The sequence below is a fragment of the Lysobacter sp. KACC 24251 genome, from assembly GCF_057747755.1.
Genome location: NZ_CM173222.1, coordinates 3,123,908 through 3,143,893, shown reverse-complemented (window position 1 = coordinate 3,143,893; position 19,986 = coordinate 3,123,908). Strand labels below are relative to the sequence as shown.

14 protein-coding genes are annotated in these 19,986 nt (G+C 66.0%); 10 read left to right on the top strand and 4 right to left on the bottom strand.

Annotated features, from left to right (window positions below; genetic code table 11):
* Positions 1-30 precede the first annotated feature (30 nt).
* From AC3ARF_RS14525 to AC3ARF_RS14515, 3 genes are all read left to right on the top strand, one after another.
* Positions 31-1,803, top strand: a complete 1,773-nt coding sequence (locus tag AC3ARF_RS14525; RefSeq protein ID WP_498929086.1) for a serine hydrolase — start codon at positions 31-33, stop codon at positions 1,801-1,803.
* A gap of 236 nt (positions 1,804-2,039) precedes the next feature.
* A complete protein-coding gene (locus AC3ARF_RS14520; protein WP_498931909.1) occupies positions 2,040-3,710 on the top strand; it encodes an NAD(P)/FAD-dependent oxidoreductase in 1,671 nt (556 codons plus the stop codon).
* Between the two features lie 221 nt (positions 3,711-3,931).
* Complete coding sequence (locus AC3ARF_RS14515; protein WP_498929085.1) at positions 3,932-5,668, top strand: hypothetical protein; 1,737 nt, start codon at positions 3,932-3,934, stop codon at positions 5,666-5,668.
* Between the two features lie 328 nt (positions 5,669-5,996).
* Here the strand turns inward: AC3ARF_RS14515 and AC3ARF_RS14510 are convergent, their stop codons facing one another.
* Genes AC3ARF_RS14510 through AC3ARF_RS14500 form a run of 3 tightly spaced genes read right to left on the bottom strand, consistent with a single transcriptional unit; the run spans position 5,997 to position 8,300 of the window.
* Positions 5,997-6,446, bottom strand: coding sequence for a ubiquitination-like system serine protease family protein (locus AC3ARF_RS14510; RefSeq protein ID WP_498929083.1), 450 nt, complete (start codon positions 6,444-6,446; stop codon positions 5,997-5,999).
* A complete protein-coding gene (locus AC3ARF_RS14505) occupies positions 6,443-7,591 on the bottom strand; it encodes a ThiF family adenylyltransferase (RefSeq protein WP_498929081.1) in 1,149 nt (382 codons plus the stop codon). The genes AC3ARF_RS14510 and AC3ARF_RS14505 overlap by 4 nt, the downstream gene beginning before the upstream one ends.
* A gap of 10 nt (positions 7,592-7,601) precedes the next feature.
* The gene (locus AC3ARF_RS14500) at positions 7,602-8,300 is read right to left on the bottom strand and encodes a multiubiquitin domain-containing protein (protein ID WP_498929079.1); all 699 of its coding nucleotides are present in this window, start codon (positions 8,298-8,300) and stop codon (positions 7,602-7,604) included.
* Between the two features lie 149 nt (positions 8,301-8,449).
* Here AC3ARF_RS14500 and AC3ARF_RS14495 point away from each other — a divergent pair, with 149 nt between their 5' ends.
* The 4 genes from AC3ARF_RS14495 (at position 8,450) to AC3ARF_RS14480 (ending at position 10,783) form a co-directional block, all read left to right on the top strand.
* Positions 8,450-8,644: a hypothetical protein gene (locus AC3ARF_RS14495; RefSeq protein ID WP_498929077.1), complete on the top strand. Its 195-nt coding sequence runs from the start codon at positions 8,450-8,452 to the stop codon at positions 8,642-8,644.
* Entirely contained in the window at positions 8,641-9,279 is a 639-nt protein-coding gene (locus tag AC3ARF_RS14490) for a hypothetical protein (RefSeq protein ID WP_498929075.1), read from the top strand. The genes AC3ARF_RS14495 and AC3ARF_RS14490 overlap by 4 nt, the downstream gene beginning before the upstream one ends.
* The gene (locus AC3ARF_RS14485; RefSeq protein ID WP_498929073.1) at positions 9,276-9,755 is read left to right on the top strand and encodes a helix-turn-helix domain-containing protein; all 480 of its coding nucleotides are present in this window, start codon (positions 9,276-9,278) and stop codon (positions 9,753-9,755) included. The genes AC3ARF_RS14490 and AC3ARF_RS14485 overlap by 4 nt, the downstream gene beginning before the upstream one ends.
* A 92-nt stretch (positions 9,756-9,847) precedes the next feature.
* Positions 9,848-10,783, top strand: a complete 936-nt coding sequence (locus AC3ARF_RS14480) for an ImmA/IrrE family metallo-endopeptidase (protein WP_498929071.1) — start codon at positions 9,848-9,850, stop codon at positions 10,781-10,783.
* Between the two features lie 411 nt (positions 10,784-11,194).
* On the opposite strand, the gene AC3ARF_RS14475 is transcribed toward AC3ARF_RS14480, so the two are convergent.
* Entirely contained in the window at positions 11,195-14,890 is a 3,696-nt protein-coding gene (locus AC3ARF_RS14475) for an indolepyruvate ferredoxin oxidoreductase family protein (RefSeq protein WP_498929069.1), read from the bottom strand.
* A gap of 202 nt (positions 14,891-15,092) precedes the next feature.
* Between AC3ARF_RS14475 and AC3ARF_RS14470 the strand changes: the two genes are divergently transcribed.
* From AC3ARF_RS14470 to AC3ARF_RS14460, 3 genes are all read left to right on the top strand, one after another.
* On the top strand, positions 15,093-15,722 hold the full coding sequence (locus AC3ARF_RS14470) for a tetratricopeptide repeat protein (protein ID WP_498929067.1): 630 nt from the start codon (positions 15,093-15,095) through the stop codon (positions 15,720-15,722).
* A 96-nt stretch (positions 15,723-15,818) separates the two neighbouring features.
* Positions 15,819-17,015 carry an EAL domain-containing response regulator gene (locus AC3ARF_RS14465; RefSeq protein ID WP_498929064.1) on the top strand — a complete coding sequence of 399 codons (1,197 nt, stop codon included), beginning with the start codon at positions 15,819-15,821 and terminating at the stop codon, positions 17,013-17,015.
* 8 nt (positions 17,016-17,023) lie between these two features.
* Positions 17,024-19,930 (top strand): ATP-binding protein, encoded by a 2,907-nt coding sequence (locus tag AC3ARF_RS14460; RefSeq protein ID WP_498929063.1) that lies wholly within the window; start codon positions 17,024-17,026, stop codon positions 19,928-19,930.
* Positions 19,931-19,986: the final 56 nt, after the last annotated feature.

Here is a 19,986-nt window from a genome sequence, read left to right as displayed (position 1 = left end):
GCGAGGCCATCCACTCAAGGAGGATCGTCGATGCGCCCGTTGTTCCCCGCCACCTCGCTGCTCACCGTCGCGCTGGCCGCGGCGGTGGCCGGCACCGCGTTTGCCGCCACCCCCGCGCCTTCGTCGCGGACCGGTGCTGTCGCCAATGCCGCAGTCTCGAACGCTGCCCCGGCCACTGCCCCGGTTGCGACACCCGCGCCCACGCCTGCGGCCGTAGCGCGTTACGCCGCCCAGCTGCTCGCCAAGACCTACGACCCGTACGGCCCCGGCGCCGCGGTGCTCGTGACCCGTGGCGACCAGGTGCTGTACCGCGGTTCCATCGGCCGCGCCGATGCCAATGCGTCCGCCCCCCTCACCGCCGACGCGATGTTCCGTATCGCCTCGGTCAGCAAGCAGTTCGCCGCCGCCGGCGTGCTGCGCCTGGTGGAGCAGGGCAAGGTCGCACTGGACGACCCGCTGACCAAGTACGTGCCCGGCTACCCCAACGGCGACGCCGTCAGCGTGCGCCAGCTGCTCAACCACACCTCCGGCATCCGCAGCTACACCGACATGCCCGGGATGATGGACGGCCCGATCCGCAAGGACGTGACCACCGCGCAGCTGATCGACGTGTTCAAGAACGAGAAGCCCGACTTCGCCCCGGGCGAGTCGTGGCGCTACAACAACTCCGGCTACGTGCTGGTGGGCGCGGTGATCGAAGCGGCCAGCGGCATGCCGTGGCACCAGTTCCTGCAGCAGGAGTTCTTCGCCCCGCTCGGCATGGACCGCACCGGCTATGGCCATGACCCCGCCATCGTCGCGCGCCAGGTGCGCGGCCACGCGTGGGAAGGCGACAAGGTGGTGGACGCGCCGGCGATCAGCATGACCCAGCCGCACGCGGCCGGCGCGCTGGTGTCGTCGGTGGACGACCTGCACAAGTGGAACCGTGCGCTGCACGAAGGCCGCTTGTTCAAGGACGCCACCTACACCGCGATGATCACGCCCGAAGGCAAGGCGGTGGACAGCAAGTACGGCTACGGCATCGCGACCGGTAGCGTGCGCGGCCGACCGATGCTGTCGCACGGCGGCGGCATCTTCGGTTTCTCCACCACGCTCAACTACGTGCCCGGCGACGACATCGGCGTGGTGGTGCTGCAGAACGGCCAGGGTTCGCGCGGCGACAACGATGGCCCCGAGCAGCTGGCGCGGCGACTGGCCGCGTTCGCCCTCGGCGACCCGTACCCGGCCCCGACGCCCATCGCCGTGGACGCCACCACGCTGAAGCAGTACGAAGGCGTGTACCGGCTGGACGAGAAGACCACCCGCACCCTGCGCGTGGTCGACGGCCGCCTCACCGGCCAGCGCACCGGCGGCCAGCGCACCGGCCTGATCCCGATCGCCCAGGACAGCTTCCTCTACGACGACGGCTTCAACCGCTTCGACATCGTGCGCGACGCCAGCGGCAAGATCACCGCGATGCGCTTCTATCCGCAGGGCGAAGGCGAGGGCGAGGTGGTCGCGCTGAGCAACGAACCCCTGCCCGCCGACCGCGCCGCCATCGAGCTGCCGGCCCCGGCCCTGCAGCGGCTGGTGGGCCGCTACTCGTTCAACGGCATGCCGATGGTGATCACCGTGGCCGACGGCGCCCTGCACGCGCAACTGGGCAGCCAGCCGGTGCTGCCGCTGAAGGCCGAGTCCGCCGACCGCTTCTACCCCACCGTGGTGGACGCCACGCTGGAATTCACCCCCGCCAGCGGCACTCCCGACACCGTGACCCTGCACCAGAACGGCCAGCAGCTCGCCTTCAAGCGCACCGCCAACTAACCGGCCCAACTCCGCGCCCCTCGGCGCGGGGCGCGGACCGCTCTCACACCCTGTCCGGGCGCGGGGTGTCTAGGCGGGTGCGCTGTGGGCGGGCACGGGGCGCAGGGGCACCGCACGTCGCGGCCCGATACCCGGCTTTGGTGCGGTGCCCCTGCGCCCCATGCCCCGATCGGCTGAGGGTGGCCCATGGCCGCCCAGACCCTAAAATGGCTGACCGCACCCCCGGCTACGCCCCAATGCTCCGCATCACTGACCTCAAACTGCCCTTGGACCACCCGCCCGAGGCGCTGGAGGCGGCGGTGCGCGCCCGGCTGGGCCTGCGGGGCGACGAGCCGCTGACCGTGCACGTGTTCCGCCGCGGCCACGACGCCCGCAAGCGCGGCGACATCCAGCTGATCTACACCCTGGACATCGACACGCCGCGCGCGGCGGAACTGCTGGCGCGCGAGCAGCCCGGCGCAGGCGGCGAAGCGCCCGCTGTCGCGGCCGCCAAGGGCGCCCCCAAGCTGAGCCCGACCCCCGACACCACCTACAAGCTGGTCACCCACGCCCCCGAAGGCCTGACCGAGCGCCCCATCGTGGTCGGCTTCGGCCCGTGCGGGCTGTTCGCGGCGCTGCTGCTGGCGCAGATGGGCTTCCGCCCCATCGTGCTGGAGCGCGGCAAGGCCGTGCGCGAGCGCACCCAGGACACCTGGGGCCTGTGGCGCAAGCGCGAGCTGACGCCCGAATCCAACGTGCAGTTTGGCGAAGGCGGCGCCGGCACCTTCTCCGACGGCAAGCTGTACAGCCAGATCACCGACAAGGAACACCGCGGCCGCAAGGTGCTGCGCGAGTTCGTGCTGGCCGGCGCGCCTGAGGAGATCGAGTACGTCAGCAAGCCGCACATCGGCACCTTCCGCCTGGTGACGATGATCCAGAACATGCGCGAGCAGATCCTGCGCCTGGGCGGCGAGATCCGCTTCTCCGCGCGCGTGGACGACGTGCTGATCGAAACCGATGCCGATGGCGTGCGCCACGTGCGCGGCGTGAAGCTGTCCGACGGCAGCGAACTGCGCAGCGACCACGTGGTGATGGCGCTGGGCCACAGCGCGCGCGACACCTTCGCCATGCTGCATGCGCGCGGTGTGCACATGGAGGCCAAGCCGTTCTCCATCGGCTTCCGCATCGAACACCCGCAGTCGCTGATCGACCGCGCGCGCTTCGGCCCGCAGGCCGGGCACCCGCTCCTGGGCGCGGCCGACTACAAGCTGGTGCACCACGCCAAGAACGGGCGTGCGGTGTACAGCTTCTGCATGTGCCCCGGCGGCACCGTGGTGGCCGCGACCAGCGAGCCCGAACGCGTGGTCACCAACGGCATGAGCCAGTACTCGCGCAACGAGCGCAACGCCAATGCCGGCATCGTGGTGGGCATCGAGCCGGCGGACTACGCCGAGTACGACAACAGCGGCTCGCCGCTGGCGGGCGTCGCGCTGCAGCGGCACTTTGAATCGCTGGCGTATGAGCTGGGCGGGCGCACGTATGACGCGCCGGGGCAGCTGGTGGGGGACTTCATTGCCAATCGTGCCTCGACTGCGTTCGGCGAAGTGCAGCCGTCGTACAAGCCGGGTGTGCACCTGACCAACCTCGACAGCGCGCTGCCGCGCTATGCCATTGATGCGATCCGCGAGGCGTTGCCGGCGTTTGGGAAGCAGATCAAGGGGTTTGATCGCGCTGATGCGGTGCTGACGGGCGTGGAGACGCGGACTTCGTCGCCGGTGCGGATTACCCGCGGCGATGACCTTCAGAGCCTCAATACACGCGGCCTTTATCCGGCGGGTGAGGGCGCTGGTTACGCCGGTGGCATTCTCTCGGCAGGCGTGGATGGCATCCGCATCGGCGAGGCGGTGGCGCGGGACATCGTGGGCTGACACGGTCAAACTGACACAGCGGTCCCAGCGGCTCACGACCCTAAGCGGACATCGGGATTCGGAAACAAGAATAGGTAGACAGCATCAAGCCGGTACGCGCAATTCGCAGACTCATGGAATCTGAGCAGCGTCACGCCACCGGCTACTGCGCTGATATATAGCGATAGCTTGTCCGTACGACAACTCGGGCCGCGAACTAAAGCATTCAAGGTGCAAGGACGATGATCGAATCAATCGCCATCGAGAACGTAAAGGGCATCAAGAACCATACTTTCTCGCTCAACATTATTCCCAACAAGCCATCGCTCCTCGTTGCCCCTAACGGGTTTGGCAAGAGCTCCTTCGCGGCAGCCTTTGCCGCACTCAGAACCAAGCGGATAGAACTCCCGAAGGAGCATCACCACCTCGGGGATGAATCACTCGCCCCAAGACTGACCCTGACGGTCAGGCAAGACGGCCAGATCTCGACCCTAACGGCAGACGGCAACAACAATACGATTGCAAGTGCCTTTGATGTACATGTGGTCACCAGCCGCCTGCGGGCGAAGGCCACAAAGCGCAACATGGGCAACTTCACGACAGCAACGGCATCCCTAGAGATCGGCGAGTTGGTGCTGGTCCCGACCATCCCCCCCAAGGCGCGACATGTTTATGACGTAACGGCGCTGCGCGGTCGCTTCGGGGCGTCCGGAAAGGCCCTTCGGAACCTCGACAAGACACTCGGGAGCCCGGCGCTGGCGGACGGCCTGATCGATCTCTGTGGCCTGATGGACAAGATGGATGGCGTCCGCATCCAAAATGACGTCGGTGAGATAACCGCGTTGCTCCAGGGACAAGCCGGAACCGGTGACGAGATACGAGCATGGGCTGATGGCGCCCTCGCACCCCGCCTTGAATCTATCGGTGCCGTCAAGGCACTGGCCAATTTGCTGGAGTCAGCTACCGGGCAGAGTCGTATCGACGCATTGCTCTCGGGTCTGCAGGTTGCGCTGACCTACATTGGGAACAAAAAGGCATTCAAGGATGCGTGCAAATATCTCTCCTACGTAAACGAGAAAGAGAGCTTTGAGGACATCATCAAGGCGTTCGGCGCGACCTGGAAGAAGGTCCGGCCTGTTGAGCGAAAGGGAAGTCTCGTTGTCTCATTTCCACCGGCCATGCATATCTCGAATGGTCAGCGTGACTCGCTTTGCTTTGCAGCCGAGCTACGAAAGATTGAGCGGTCCATTTCTTCAAGTGACGTCATCCTCGTCATTGACGAGGTGTTCGATTATCTAGACGACGCGAATCTAGTGGCCGTCCAGTACTACATCACCAGGCTCATAAAGAAGGTTCGTGAAAAGCAAAGGACCGTGTACCCCCTGATTCTTACGCATCTCAATCCGTACTACTTCAGGAACTTCACGTTTGCCAGTCAGAAGGTCTATTTCTTGAAGGCGTCTAAGCCGTTAATCAATAAGGACTTTCGCGCTCTCATCGCAAAGAGAAAAGATCCCGCTATCGAAAGAGATGTCGACCGTCACTATCTCCACTATGACCCATTACCAGTTGAAATTAAGGCTCAGTTTCAGGCCCTCGGCTTGAGGGAGGCATGGGGAGATTCGATGGCCTTCCAGAGACACACAGAAGCGGAGTGGGCCAAGTACATCAACGAATCGGACAACTATGACCCATTTGCAGTCTGCTGCTTTGTCCGCGTCAGGATTGAGAAGATTGTCTACGAGGCCATCGACGATGAGGATCGTAAGTCTGAATTCGTTGACACGTATATGACAAAGAACAAGCTCGACTTTGCCGTTGCACATGGCGTCGACGTCGACGATACCCTCTATCTTCTCGGCATCATCTACAACGAGGGAATGCACGTTCATGACAACGTGGACGACAGTAGCCCCATCGTTTCCAAGCTCGAGAATCGGACCATTCGACACATGCTCATCGAGAGCGTCAGGGGATAGCTAGTCCCACAGACTATGTCGGGCATTCATCTCAGTGGCGAGCTGACATACGAGCTCAAGTTCTCATATATCCTGGATGTTCTCCAACAATCCGCCGCTGACAATTGTTCAGTGCCGCACGGTGGATCAGTCCGTGTCAGACCGCACACAGTCTTAGCGTCCTGAGCGCGTACCTGTTCGCAGGCGGCGAGCGCGTTGCACGAGCGGCGGTCGGCGGCCGAAGAGGAGCGGATCACGTGCAAGGTCGAGAATGCCCTGAGCTAGCGCCGACGGCCGGACGCACGGGCCCGGGGGGGGGCGGTCCGTCGCCCTCCTACTTGGTGCCGGCTTAGCCGCTGAGCGAGCGCATAATCCAGTCCAGCAGACGCGCGAGCCAGCGCTGCCGAACGGCAGGCTCTGGTGCCCCATCGCCCCGTCGCCCTTGGTGCTCGTTCTGCGCATTGAAGTAGGCCTGGCGTAGTCGGGCGTTGGTTTCGCGACCCTCGCGGATTGCCGCCTCGCTCATCCCTGCAGCCCACTCCACGCATCCGTAGGTGATCCAGTAATGCGACCGGCAGGGGAAGCTCCAGTTGCCGATAGACGGCCGAAGCGAGGCACCGCCCGGGGCTCGCGTCAGCCGCCATTGGACGGGCGATAGGGGCGTGATCACCTCCCCGCCGCATCCGCAGGCGCACGCATGAGCTGCGCAGCTGAAACGGACGGAGACGTAGAGCACCCCCGGCGCCAGCGGCCGGGGGAAGCTCTCTACTTCACTCAATTGATAACGGTCGGTCTTCACGCGCCCACCCGCGTCGATGCCATGGTTCCCGTAGCCGTCGTGTAAGTGGTGAGCGGGGCGTCGCCGGGCCCGACGTAGAACCCGCAACGCTTCTTCCAAGCTTCGATTGCAAGGAAGGCGTTGAGCGCATTGAGATCCCCAACTTGCACATTGGTGGCGTACAGGTTGCCGTCCTCGTGCGCCGCCAAGGGCATCGTCTTGAGCGCGACTACCCCGGTCTGCTGGTCGAGAACGGACAGCCGGACGATGGCGAACAGCCGGGACTCGGGCGTGAGCTGCACGCCCATCCCGGTGTCGAACATCACGGTGCCCGTCGCGCCGAGCGTGTCGGCGATCAGGCGCCGCGCATCGCCGCGGTCGACACAGACGAAAACGGCGTCGTAGCCGACGAGCTCGGCGACGTTGTGCGCCCCAATCATGACGGCATGTGGGCGTATGCCCCGATGCAACTGGCTGTAGACCGCGGCGAGGTAGTCCACCTTCGCCGGTTCGTCCTGCAGTGCCTGGAAGGGCACTGCGCCCGGATACCGGAAGGCGTTGTGCTGCTGAAGTCGATCGCCGTCGAAGAGATGGATTTCAGCCACCGGCGTTTTTGCGATCAAATCCAGCACATACGCGCCGGTCCCGCCCAACCCCACGATGGCGACCCGCTGCCCGGCCAGTCGTCCGGCTGCCACGGCAATGCCCGCACGGGTCGAGGCCGTGTCGGTGTACACGAACGGACCGTCACCTTCGTCGGCTAGGACGGGCTTGAACACCTGCGCCTTCAAGGACGGATCCACGGCCTGCGCGTGGCCGGCCAGCATGTTCGTATAGGCCATGACCTTCTCGTAGTAGTCGCCGTACTGGCCTGACCGGGGCTTCGCCGAGAAGTAATGATCGACTTTAATGCGCGGCGTGAGCTGCTGCACGGTGCTCTGGTTGATGATCTTCTCGAGCCGCGCGCCCGTCGCGTCGCACGGCGCGTCCCCGATGAAATGGGCGGTGTGTTCGGACGGCGACACCGCGACGTCCGCAGTGAGGTCGAGGCGAAAGACCAACGTCCCACGCCGGGTTTCGCGGCGAGCATTGACGTAAGGGATGTCATGGACGAGGAGGTAGCCGTCGGCCACCTCCAACGTCATGCCCTCGATGCGGAGGCGCATCAGATGCGGACTACGACTTATCAGTGAGGAGCACATAGAACTCCATCCCTCCCTTCACTTCGACGGACTGTCCCATCACCAGGTTGCCCGCCGGGTTCGCACGCGGGCCGTGGCTGTAGGTCACGGTGTATTCGGCCCTCTCATCGGCCGGGTTTGCGTCGGGGTGCGCGAGGCGGACCACCGACCAGAAGTCCAGCACGCGCTGATGCACCTGGTGGGGCCGCGTGTTCACGAATATTTCGATCGCGACGCGGCGCGTGGCGAAGCGTTCCACCTCGGCACCACCAAGGTCGAAGGTCTCGTAGTCGTGGATGAGGCGGTCTTCACCCCCGACGACGATGTGGAACACGTCGTGGTCGACGGGTGCGACGCCGGCCAGCTGCTTCAGCTGCAGGCCGGTTACCGCCTGCAGCCCCCAGTCCCGGGCCTGCTCGTCCACGTGCAAGCGGAAGGACCGGTCGCTGCGGAAGGTGATGAAGCGCTCGCGACCAGGGGCGCGCAGGTCGACAGTCTCCTCGGGGCGGATTTCCTCGAGGGCGCCATCCGGCAGGAGCTGGAAGATCAGGTGGTCCGCGGTCGGCTGGCGGCCGGCTGCACCCAGCAGCTGGGCTCCGGTAGGGACGGGATCGTCGATGGTGGCAGGTTCGAAGTCGAACCCGTCGTGCGCGAATTGCAGCGCGAAGCGGCTGCGGGTATCTGAATTGGTCATGGTGCAAAGGCCCTTTGGCGGGCACGGCGCCCGTCGTGTGGATATAATAGCTAAAAACTAGCTATGTACAATACTTGACGTAGCTAAAATAGCCTGTTAATATCCACGTTAGCGGCGGAGAAAGACCTATGGCACAGACTAAGAAAACGATGACGTTGAATCTCACCGATGCTGAGATGGAGGCGTTGGAGTCGTTGTGTGATCGAAAGGACATGAGCAAAACAGCCGTGCTCAAGCAGGCGCTTCGCCTTTACCAGGCCGTCGAGATGCGTATGGCCGGCGGGGAAAAGCTCTTCTTCGAAGACGAAGGCAAGCGGACCAAGGCTGAGGTCGTGATGCTATGACCGCCTATCCCGGTCTCCGCTATCTGGTAGACATGGGGACGGGCGGGCTGGTGCAGGCGGAGATCTACGACGCCATCAGTCCTGCTGACATCGACGATTGGCGAACGACCTGGAAGCCCGAGATGGATCGGCTCGTGCAGACGCTCAAGGCGCAAAACGTGCCTCGCCACTTGTGGCCCCAGAGCCATCATTGGGATTGGGCCAGCAAGGTGCCGCCGCCCACGGCGATCTTCGAAAAGGGCTACACCCTGCGATGCGCGGGGCGGCTGCAAGGACTGATGCGCGTGAATTCGGTGTCCCAGCGATGTCGCCTGCCCGAACAGCAGGGGTCGGACTGCATCTACGTCGACTTCATCGAGACCGCACCGTGGAACCAGGCGTCGTATTCCGCGTCGCCAAAGTACGGTCTGGTGGGGTCGGTGCTGATGGCCGCCGCCATTCACCAGAGCGTAGAGGAAGGGCTCAAGGGACGTCTGGGCCTGCACTCGCTGCCTCAAGCCGATGCGTGGTATGCCCAACGCCTCGGTCTGAAGGACCTAGGTCTGGATGCCGAGCGTTATCAGGGCCAGCTCAAATATTTCGAGGCGACGCCCGAAATCGCGGCAAGCATTTTAAATGGAGTCAAATTCCCATGAACGAGACCTTGAGGGACTGGAGCCTGCGAATGGCACGGCTGGAGCTCGGTCAGGAGATTCGTGCCGGAAGTTTTGGATTCAAAGACGTTCCAGTGTCAGTTCAATCCGGCGCCGTGCCCGAGGTAGGCACGGAATCAAAAGTCGTGTTTGCGAGATTCGTCGAGCTTATGCGTCGCAAGCGTGGACTAACGGTCGAGCAACTGGCAGACGCGTGTGGCATCGAAGTAGCGGACGTCATCAACATCGAAGACGAGGACCTAACAGGCATTGGACCTCGAACGGTTTATCAGCTCGCAAACTGGTTCGAGGTATCCGTTTCAAAGCTGATGCAGCTGGCGGGACTGAAGCAGGTGGAAGATGCAACACTGGCCGAGCAAAGTCTTCGGTTCGCCGCCCGATCGAACTCGATGGCCTCGTTGACAAAGGAAGAGCGCGAAGCGCTGGATGAATTCGTGGCCGGTTTGGGCAAGCAGTAGCTGGCTTCTGAATTTGAATGTTGCATCATAGGTAGGTCGACTGGGGCGCGGCGCGCACGCTACATTGAGATCCCGGCGTTCAAGGAGTTGGAATGGCAAAGAATGTCGTGGTTTCGCCAAGGACCGCTGCGGATATCGACCAGCGCGTAGACCGCGTAATCCGCGGCCTCGGCAATCCCGAGCCTCCACTGAGCTTGGACGACGTCCGGGAGCTGCTCCGACTGGACCGAAGGTTCTACACCGCTGATGACACCAGTGCGGTTGGCGAAGTGGTTAGCAAGATCCGCGTGGCATCCAAACAAGTCCTCATTCGGCCCGGCTTGCTCTGGGATGCCATTAAGAAGCTTGAACTTAAGGCGCTCTACATTCCGGACAGAAAGCGGATCCTGCTGGATGCAACATTGCCGAAGCTCAAGCATCGCTGGAACGAAGCACACGAGATCGGTCACAGCCTCTTGCCTTGGCATGAGAGCGTGATGCACGGAGACAATACGCATACGCTTTCGCGGGCGTGCCACGACGTGGTGGAGAGCGAGGCCAATTACACTGCGGGCCGACTTCTTTTTCTGCAGAATCGATTTGTCGAGGAGGCGAGAGCGACGGCACCGAGCCTCAGTGTCGTTCGAGACCTCGGTAAGGCCTTTGGAAATACAGCGGCTACGACGCTATACCGCTATGTGGAGTCGTGCGGCGACGAGGCAGTTATGCTGGCAATGATCACCTGCCATCCCCATGTTTCGATGCGACCGGATGGCTTCGATCCGCTCGATCCTTGCAAATATGTTATCCAGTCGCGGGCATTCGCTGCGCGCTTTGGCAACGTCAGCGAAATTGAATTGTTCGCATGCATCGAAGCCTACTGCGCGCCGTTTCGCGGTGGCCCACTCGGCAGCGGCGAAGTTGTGCTGCGCGATCGTGATGGCGCGCAGCACGTGTTCTCATTTGAGACGTTCTTCAACCGATACGAAGCCCACACCTTGGCTGTCCTTCGGGGACCGAAACACGCGCAGATCTTTGTCGGCGCCTGAGCGCGCTGTTGACGGGCTCTGATGCTGGTGCGTGGCTCGTCGCCGGTGAAGTGTTGACTCTGATGAACAACGGTGCCCGACATGCTCGAGATCGGGAAAGATCGCTTGCGACGAGTGATAGAGCAACGCCAGGATACTGGTTCCAAGTCGTGTCTACATCCGGGCTCCCATAGTCCGCCTGAAACCGCCGCCGTAAGTGGTCTAAATCGACGGACCAAATAGCGAAGCCCCGCCAAAGGCGGGGCTTCTGCTTTTCAACTCCGCCACCCGTCACCAGGTGGGAGGTAGTGCGATGGGGGTGTCGTGTAGAGCGGGCCAAGGATGGCCCGCGGCCCGACTCGCGGCAGGATTGCCGCGACGGAGGGTCGGAACGACACCCCCATCGCGCTGACTCCCACTGTGCGACCAACCTCAAGCGACTTTGACAATCCGCAACGGGTTATCCCACTCCTTCAACAGCTCAGCCTCCCGCGCCTTCGCCTCATGCAGGTGCGCTTCCTTGACGTGCCCATACCCGCGGATGTGCTCCGGAATCGACGCGATCTCCGCCGCCAGATCCACATTGCCGCGATCCAGCTTCGGCAGCAGCCCCTCCACCGTGCGGATGTAATCGGCAATCAACTGCCGCTCCATCTTCCGCTCCTCGGTGTAGCCGAACACGTCCAGCTTGGTGCCGCGGAACTTGCGCAGCTTGGCCAGCCACTTGAACGCGGTCAGCACCCACGGCCCGTATTCGGCCTTGACCAGCTGGCCCTGCGCGTTCTTCTTGGCCAGCAGCGGCGGCGCCAGGTGGAACTTGAGCTTGTAGTCACCGTCGAACTGCTGCTGCACGCGGCGCAGGAACTCGCCGCTGGTGTACAGGCGCGCCACTTCGTACTCGTCCTTGTACGCCATCAGCTTGAACGCGTAGCGCGCCACGGCCTCGGTCAGGTCGGTGCTGCCCGGCGCCTTGGACTGCTCGGCATCGCGCACGCGGGTGACGAAGCTGGCGTAGCCCTTGGCGTACTCGGCGTCCTGGTACTCGGTCAGGAACGCCACGCGGCGGCTGATCAGCTCGTCCAGCGAACGCGACAGGCGCTCGTCGTCCAGCGGCAGGAACGCGACGTTGTCGCCGCCGGTGTTGTTGGGCAGGTGGCGCAGTTCGTCCTCGTTGCGCACCGCGGTCAGCGGCGCGGCGTTGCCGCCCCACTCGTGGCCTTCCCACTCGCCGGCCTTGAGCATCGGCAGCGCGTGCGGGGTGGCTTCGGCGGTGGTCTGGGCGTTGCGGATCAGGCCGGCGGCCTCGGCCACCGCCTTCGGATCGATCACCGCCAGGCGGCCCCACGCGAACGCGGTCTTGTTCATCTCCACCGCGGCGCCGTTGAGCTCGATGGCGCGCATCAGCGAGTCCATCGTCAGCGGCACCAGGCCCTTCTGCCAGGCGTAGCCGAGGATGAACAGGTTGGTGGCAATCGCATCGCCCATCAGCGCGGTGGCCAGCTGGGTGGCGTCCACGGCGTGCAGGCCTTCGCCGCCCAGCGCGCCGTTGATCGCGGCGATGATGTCGGTGGCCGGGAACTGCATGTCCGGGCGGGTGGTGAAGGTGCCCGGCATCGCTTCGTAGGTGTTCAGCACGACGTTGGCGCGGCCGCTGCGGATCTTCGACAGCACCCAGTAGTCGTTGACCACGACCATGTCGCAGCCCAGTACCAGGTCGGCCTCGCCGGCGGCGATGCGCACGGCGTGGATGTCATCGGGCGACTTGGCGATGCGGATGTGGGTGGTGACCGCGCCGCCCTTCTGCGCCAGGCCGGTCTGGTCCAGCACGGTGGCGCCGCGGCCCTCGAGGTGGCCGGCCATGCCCAGCAGCGCGCCGATGGTGACCACGCCGGTGCCGCCGACGCCGGTCAGCAGGATGTTCCACGGCTGCGACAGGTCGCTGGCCACCTGCGGCAGCGGCAGGTTGGCGAGGCGGTCCTTGGCACCCGACCCCTTCTTCTTGCGCAGGCCACCGCCTTCGACGGTGACGAAGCTGGGGCAGAAGCCGGTGGTGCAGCTGTAGTCCTTGTTGCAGTTGGACTGGTCGATCTCGCGCTTGCGGCCGAACTCGGTTTCCTTCGGCAGCACCGACACGCAGAACGACTTCTTGCCGCAGTCGCCGCAGCCTTCGCACACCAGCGAGTTGACCACCACGCGCTTCTGCGGGTCGACCATCTTGCCGCGCTTGCGGCGGCGGCGCTTCTCGGTGGCGCAGGTCTGGTCGAAGATCAGCACCGAGGTGCCCTTCACTTCGCGCAGGCGCTTCTGGATGGTGTCCAGTTCGCTGCGGTCGTGGAACTCCATGTCGGAGGGGAACAGCTCGCGCTTGTTCCACTTCTTGATGTCGTCCGACAGCAGGATGATGGTCTGCACGCCTTCGCTGCGCACCTGGTGCGCGATCTGCGGCACGGTCAGGGTGCCGTCCACCGGCTGGCCGCCGGTCATCGCCACCGCGTCGTTGTAGAGGATCTTGTAGGTGATGTTGACGCCGGCCGCGATCGACTGGCGGATCGCCAGCGAACCACTGTGGAAGTAGGTGCCGTCGCCCAGGTTCTGGAACACGTGCGGGGTGTCGGTGAAGGCCGCCTGGCCCGCCCACGTCACGCCTTCGCCGCCCATGTGGGTGAAGGTGTCGGTGTTGCGGTCCATCCACGTGACCATGTAGTGGCAGCCGATGCCGCCCAGCGCGCGCGAACCCTCCGGCACCACGGTCGAGGTGTTGTGCGGGCACCCGGAGCAGTAGTGCGGCACGCGCGGGAACTGCGCGCGGGGCAGGGCCAGCTCGGATTCCTTCTCGTCCATCCAGCGCAGCACGTTCTGGATGTGCTCGCTGTTGTGGAAGCGCTGGATGCGGCGGCCGATCACGCCGGCAATCGTCGCCGGGGTCAGTTCGCCGGTGCTCGGCAGGATCCATTCGCCGGCTTCGTCGTACTTGCCGACGATGCTCGGGCGCTGGCCCGGCCAGTTGTACATGTACTCCTTCATCTGCCGCTCGATGAAGGCGCGCTTCTCTTCGACGACGATGATGTCCTCAAGGCCTTCGGCGAACGCGCGGATGCCCACCGGCTCCAGCGGCCAGGTCATGCCTACCTTGTACACGCGGATGCCGAGGTCGGCGCAGGCCTGCTCGTCCAGGCCCAGGTATTCCAGCGCCTGCAGCACGTCGAGGTACGACTTGCCGGTGGTGACGATGCCCAGGCGCGCGCGCGGCGAGTCGATCACCACCTTGTCGAGCTTGTTGGCACGGGCGAAGGCCTGCGCGGCCTTCACCGCGTACTTGTGCAGGCGCATCTCCTGGTTCATCGGCGGGTCCGGCCAGCGGATGTTGAGCCCGCCTTCCGGCATCTCGAAGTCGTCCGGGGTGATGATCTGCAGCGCCATCGGGTCGACCTCCACCGAGGCCGACGATTCCACGGTTTCGGCGATGGTCTTGAAGCCCACCCAGCGGCCGGTGAAGCGGCTCATCTGCCAGCCGATCAGGCCCATCTCGAGGATGTCCTGCACGCCGGCCGGGTTGAGGATCGGCATCATCGCGCTGACGAACTCGTCCTCGCTGCCGTGCGGCAGGGTCGAGGAGCGGCAGGCGTGGTCGTCGGCGGCCAGCGCCAGCACGCCGCCAAAGCGGCTGGTGCCGGCGGCGTTGGCGTGCTTGAACACGTCACCGCAGCGGTCCACGCCGGGACCCTTGCCGTACCACATGCCATACACGCCATCGACCTTGGCGCCGGGGAACAGGTTGGTCTGCTGCGTGCCCCAGACCATGGTGGCGCCCAGGTCCTCGTTCAGGCCCGGGGTGAACTTCACGCCGGCCTGTTCGAGGTACTTCTTGGCGCGCCACAGCTCCAGGTCGAAGCCGCCCAGCGGGCTGCCGCGGTAGCCGGAGATGAAGCCGCCGGTGTTGAGGCCATTGGCCTCGTCACGCAGGCGCTGCATCAGCGGCAGGCGCACCAGGGCCTGCACGCCGCTCAGGTAGATGCGGCCCTTCTCGCGGCTGTACTTGTGCTCGAGGGTGTAGTCGGTGTCGACCACACTGTTGGTCAGGGCGGTGTTCGCCGAGGACGGCGAGCTGAGTTCGGCGGTGCTGGTCATGCGTGGCTCCGGGCGCGGCGGGGGGGCCGGCGGGGTGGCTGCGGGGGCGGCGGATGCGGGGACGGCGGGCGTGCGGGGGCAACGGACCGGTCGTGCAAAACCGGGCAATTGTACCAGCGACTAAAGTCTCAACCGGGCACAATGCGCCGACCCGGCTCCGTACCGGGTACGATGGTGACTGCAATACAGGGGGAAAATTGCCATGCGAATCCGTGGTTTGCTGCTTGCGGTGGGCCTGATGGTGGCCTCCGGCGCGCAGGCGCAGGCGCTGCCCGCGCCGGCCGAGTTCTATTTCGAAGCCGATGCGTTGGCAGTGAAGCCGATCGTGGCGGTGCGCGAAACGGGTGAGATCGCCACCCAGAAGCTGGTGCGCGCCATCCAGCGCAATCCCCGTGCCGTGGCCGAGCGCGCGCAGCTGGCGCATATCGCCATGGAGGCGGGTCGCGTCGAATTGGGCCGCCAGCTGTATGCCGATGCCCTGGCGCTGGTCACGCAGAGTGATGGCCTGTACCGGCCCCTGTTGTGGAACTACGGCTGGGACCTGTACCGCTCCGGCGACGACGAGGCGGCCCTGGCGCAGTGGCAGAAGCTGGTGGCGGCCCGCAATTCCACCGCCAGCTGGATCCCGACGACCCTGGCCATGGTGCTGTGGACGCTGGACCGCAAGGACGAGGCCGTGCAGTGGTATGCCGCCGCCGTGCGCACCGAGCCCGTGCAGTGGTTGACCACCGGGCGTTACGCCGAACTGTTGCCGGAGTGGAAGGAAAACGAACGCGCGACCCTGGCCGAAGTGCACGCCGCCTGGGTAGCCAATCCGCCCACCTGGCCGTGACCCCGACCGGGCGCGGTTGATCCGCCGCCCGGGTGTCTCGCGTTGTGACGGTGGGCACGCTACAGTCGAGCGAGCTCACCCAGCTCCGAGGAACGGATGTCCCTGTCGGCCTTGAGCGTCATGGTGGTCGAAGACCACGGCTTCCAGCGCCGGATGGCGCTGCGCCTGCTCGCCGAACTGGGTGTCACCGAAGTCCACCAGGCGGCTGATGGCGCCGGCGCGCTGGGCCAGCTGGACGACCTGGGCCACATCCCCGACGTGGTGCTGGTCGACCTGGACATGCCGGGCATGGACGGCATCGAGTTCATCGGCCACGTGGCGCAGCGCCGGCTGGCGCGCGCGGTGGTCGTGGTCAGCGCGCTCGACGCGGCGCTGCTCAACACCGTGCAGACCATGGCCCGCGCCTACGGCCTGCGCGTGCTCGGCAGCGTGGAGAAGCCGCTGACCCTGGAAAAGCTGGCCGTCGCGCTGGAGGACTACGTCCACGGCCCGCATGACGATGCCCTCGTCGAGCCGATGGAGATCAGCGCCAGCACCATCCGCGAAGCGCTGGCCGCCGGTGAGATCACCCCGTGGTACCAGCCGCAGGTGGAGTTCAGCAACGGCCGGGTGGTCGGGGTCGAGGCGCTGGCGCGCTGGGTCCGCGCGGATGGCCACGTGGTGCCCCCGACGCATTTCATTGCATTGCTGGAACGCGAGGGCCTGCTCGAAGCAATGACCGACCACATGCTGACCCAGGCCTGCCGCGACAAGCGCCGCTGGGACCAGCAGGGCCTGCGGCTGACGCTGTCGGTGAACGTGTCGCCTACGTCGCTGACGCTCAACAGTGCGGCCGACCGCTACCAGCGCCTGGTCGAGGCCGAGGGCGTGGACCCGGCCGACGTGATCCTCGAGATCACCGAAAGTTCGGTCATGGCCGATGCCGCGCGCGGGCTGGGGGTGATGGCGCGACTGCGGCTCAAGGGCTTTGGCCTGTCGATCGACGACTTCGGCACCGGCTGGTCGTCGCTGGCGCAGCTGTCGCAGGTGCCGTTCACCGAACTCAAGATCGACCAGGGCTTCGTGTCCGGCGCGCACAAGCAACCGCGCAAGCGGGCGGTGGTCGAGGCCAGCCTGGACTTGGCGCGCAAGCTCGACCTCAAGGTCGTGGCCGAAGGCGTGGAGAGCATCGAGGACTGGCAGATGCTGGCCGACCTCGGTTGCGGTATTGCCCAGGGCACGCTGATTTCGCTGCCGGTGCCGGCGGCGCGTTTGCCCGAGGTGGTGGCGCACTGGCGGCGGCCCGGCCCCTGACGCGCGCCGTGGCCGGGTTCCTCGCCAGGCTCAGCTTCCGCCACCAGCTCTGGGCGCTGTTCGGCCTGTTCCTGCTCACCGGAGTGAGCGTGCTGGTCATCGACGAGGTCGCGCAGTACCGCGCGCGGCAGTCGCTGCTGCTGCTCAAGGACGATTCGCTGCGGCGCATGGCCGTGCTCAAGAGCGTGTCCGATGCCTACGGCCTGGACATCGTCGATACCACCTTCCGCGTGCGCAACCACCTGATGCCGTGGCGCGAAGGCGTGGCGACGGTGGACGCCGCGCGCGTGCGCATCGACGGCGAATGGGCACTGCTGGCGGCACTGCCGCAGGATGAGCGCGAGCGCGCGCTGCTGGATGAAGTGGCGGCCGCGCGAGTGCGTGCCGACCAGGCCGCGCTGAAGCTGCGCGGCATCCTGCTGCGGCAGGACATCCGCGCGCTGGGCCGTTTCGCCGACAGCGAGCTTTACCCGGCGGTGGACCCGGTGACGCGCCGGATCAAGGCGCTCTCGGACCTGGCCCAGGTGCGGGCCGATGCGCTGGTGGCCGCCGATGTGCGCCGCAACCGCACGGTGAGCGCGCTGCGCATCGGGCTGTCGGTGCTGGCGCTGCTGGCGGCTGCGCTGATCGGGCGGCGCGTGCTGCGCAACGCCTACCGCGGCGTGGAAAGCCTGACTTGGCTGGCGCGGCGCATGCACACGCACGACTTCGACGCGCAGCCGCAGTACCAGCCAACCGGCGAGCTGGCGACGGTGATGGACGCCTTCGTTGACATGCGCCGCAACGTGGTGGCATTTGAACAGCGGCTCACCGACAACCTGCGCGAGGTCGAGCGCACCCGGGCCGAGTTGGCCCGGCGCGAGCGTTTCCTCAGTTCGCTGCTGGCAGCGGCGCAGGCGGCCATCCTCGCGGTGGATCGCGACGGACGCTGGAACGTGTTCAACCCCTTCGCCGAACGCATGCTCGGTTGGCGTGCCAATGAGATCCTCGGCAAGGTGGTGCGCTACGGCAGCCAACCGCGCCCCGACGACGGACCGCTGCTGGTGCCACCGCACGAGATCGAGCGCACCGCGCTGCGCCTGGGCGAGATGCTGGGCCGCCCGGTGCCCACCGACTGGCGCGCGCTGGAGGCGCTGGCTTCGCTGCGGCTGCCGCCCGGCGAGGCGGTGTTGCGCCACCGCGACGGCCACCTGGTACCGGTGCTGATCGCGCTGTCGCCGGTGGAGGACGAGCACGGCCGCGCGGCCGGCGTGATCGCGGTGGCCACCGACCTCACCCAGTTCAAGCAGCTGGAACAGGAACTGCGCGACAGCGAGGCGCGCGCGCAGCAGGCCAACGAGGCCAAGTCATCGTTCCTGGCCGCGATGAGCCACGAGATCCGCACGCCGATGATCGGCGTGACGGGGATGATCGAGGTCCTCGCGCACTCGCAGCTGGACGTCGACCAGCGCCGCGCGCTGAACGTCATCCAGGAGTCTTCGCAGGCCCTGCTGCGGATCATCGGCGACATCCTGGACTTCTCGAAGATCGAAGCCGGCCGCCTGGCGCTGATGCCCGAACCCACGAGCCTGCCGGCGCTGGTGCGCAGCACGGTGGCCAACTACCTGGGATCGGCGTCGAGCAAGGGACTGGCGCTGGAATGCCACATCGACCCGCGGCTGGCGCCGGCGTACCGCGCCGATGCGTTGCGGCTGCGGCAGATCCTGGCCAACTTCCTTTCCAACGCGATCAAGTTCACTGAAACGGGGCGGGTGGACGTGGCGCTGGAATGGCTGGGCGCGGACGTCCCGGAGAAGGGCGACGGGCTCGGCGCCGACCAGCTGTGCCTGCGCGTGACCGACACCGGCATCGGCGTGGGCGCCGAACAGCAGCAGCACCTGTTCGAGCCGTTCAGCCAGGCCGAAGGCGACACCACGCGCCGTTTCGGCGGTACTGGCCTGGGCCTGGCGATCTGCCGCCGGCTGGCGGAGCTGATGGGCGGTGCGGTCAGCATGCAGAGCGCCCCCGGCACCGGCACCACCATGCGCCTGCAGGTGACCTTGCCGCGCGCCCGCGTGGAAGACCTGCCGCCCGCGCCCACGACCACGGCGACGGACGAGGGATTCACCCCGCGCCCGCTGCCGAGCGTGGAACAGGCACGGCGCGACGGCTCGCTGGTGCTGCTGGTCGACGACCACCCCATCAACCGCATGGTGATCGCGCGCCAGCTGGCGTTGGCCGGATATGCCAGCGAGCCCGCCGAAGACGGCCGCCACGGCCTGGCGCGCTGGCGCGAGGGTGGCTACGGGCTGGTGCTGTCGGACGTGCACATGCCGGGCCTGGACGGCTACGACTTCGCCCGCGAGATCCGCGCCGAGGAGGCGCGCAGCGGACGGCCGCGCGTCCCGATCGTGGCGCTGACCGCCTCCGCGCTGAAGGGCGAAGCGGAACGCTGCCTCGCCGCGGGCATGGACGATTACCTGGCCAAGCCGGTGAGCGTGGCCACGCTGGCGGCGTGCCTCCAGCGCTGGCTGCCTGGCACCGCGCACGGGCAGGCCCCGCCGCCCGCGGCGGGCGTGACCCCGCAGCTCGATCATTCGCCCGCACTCGACGCCGCCGTGCTCGCCGACCTCACCGGTGGCGACGCTGCGGAAATCCGCAGCGTGCTCCACGACTACCTGTCCAGCGTCGACCATGACCTGGGCGCTTTGCGCGCCGCGCGCGATGCTGGCGACCTGGAGGCCGTCACCCGTGAGGCGCACAAGCTGAAGGGCGCGGCACGGCTGGTGGGTGCGCAGGACCTGGCCACGGCTGCTGGCGTGCTCGAGGATGCCGCGCGCAATGGCGCGTGGGCCGAGGCACGGGTGCTGGCGGCCCACGTCGAGACCGCGGTGCAGCACCTGCGCCTGTTCGTCCGCGAGCGCTACCCCGACTAGGCACCACCCGCCCATCGTCGCAACGCCGCGTCGCCCAGCGCGCGCTAGCATGGCCC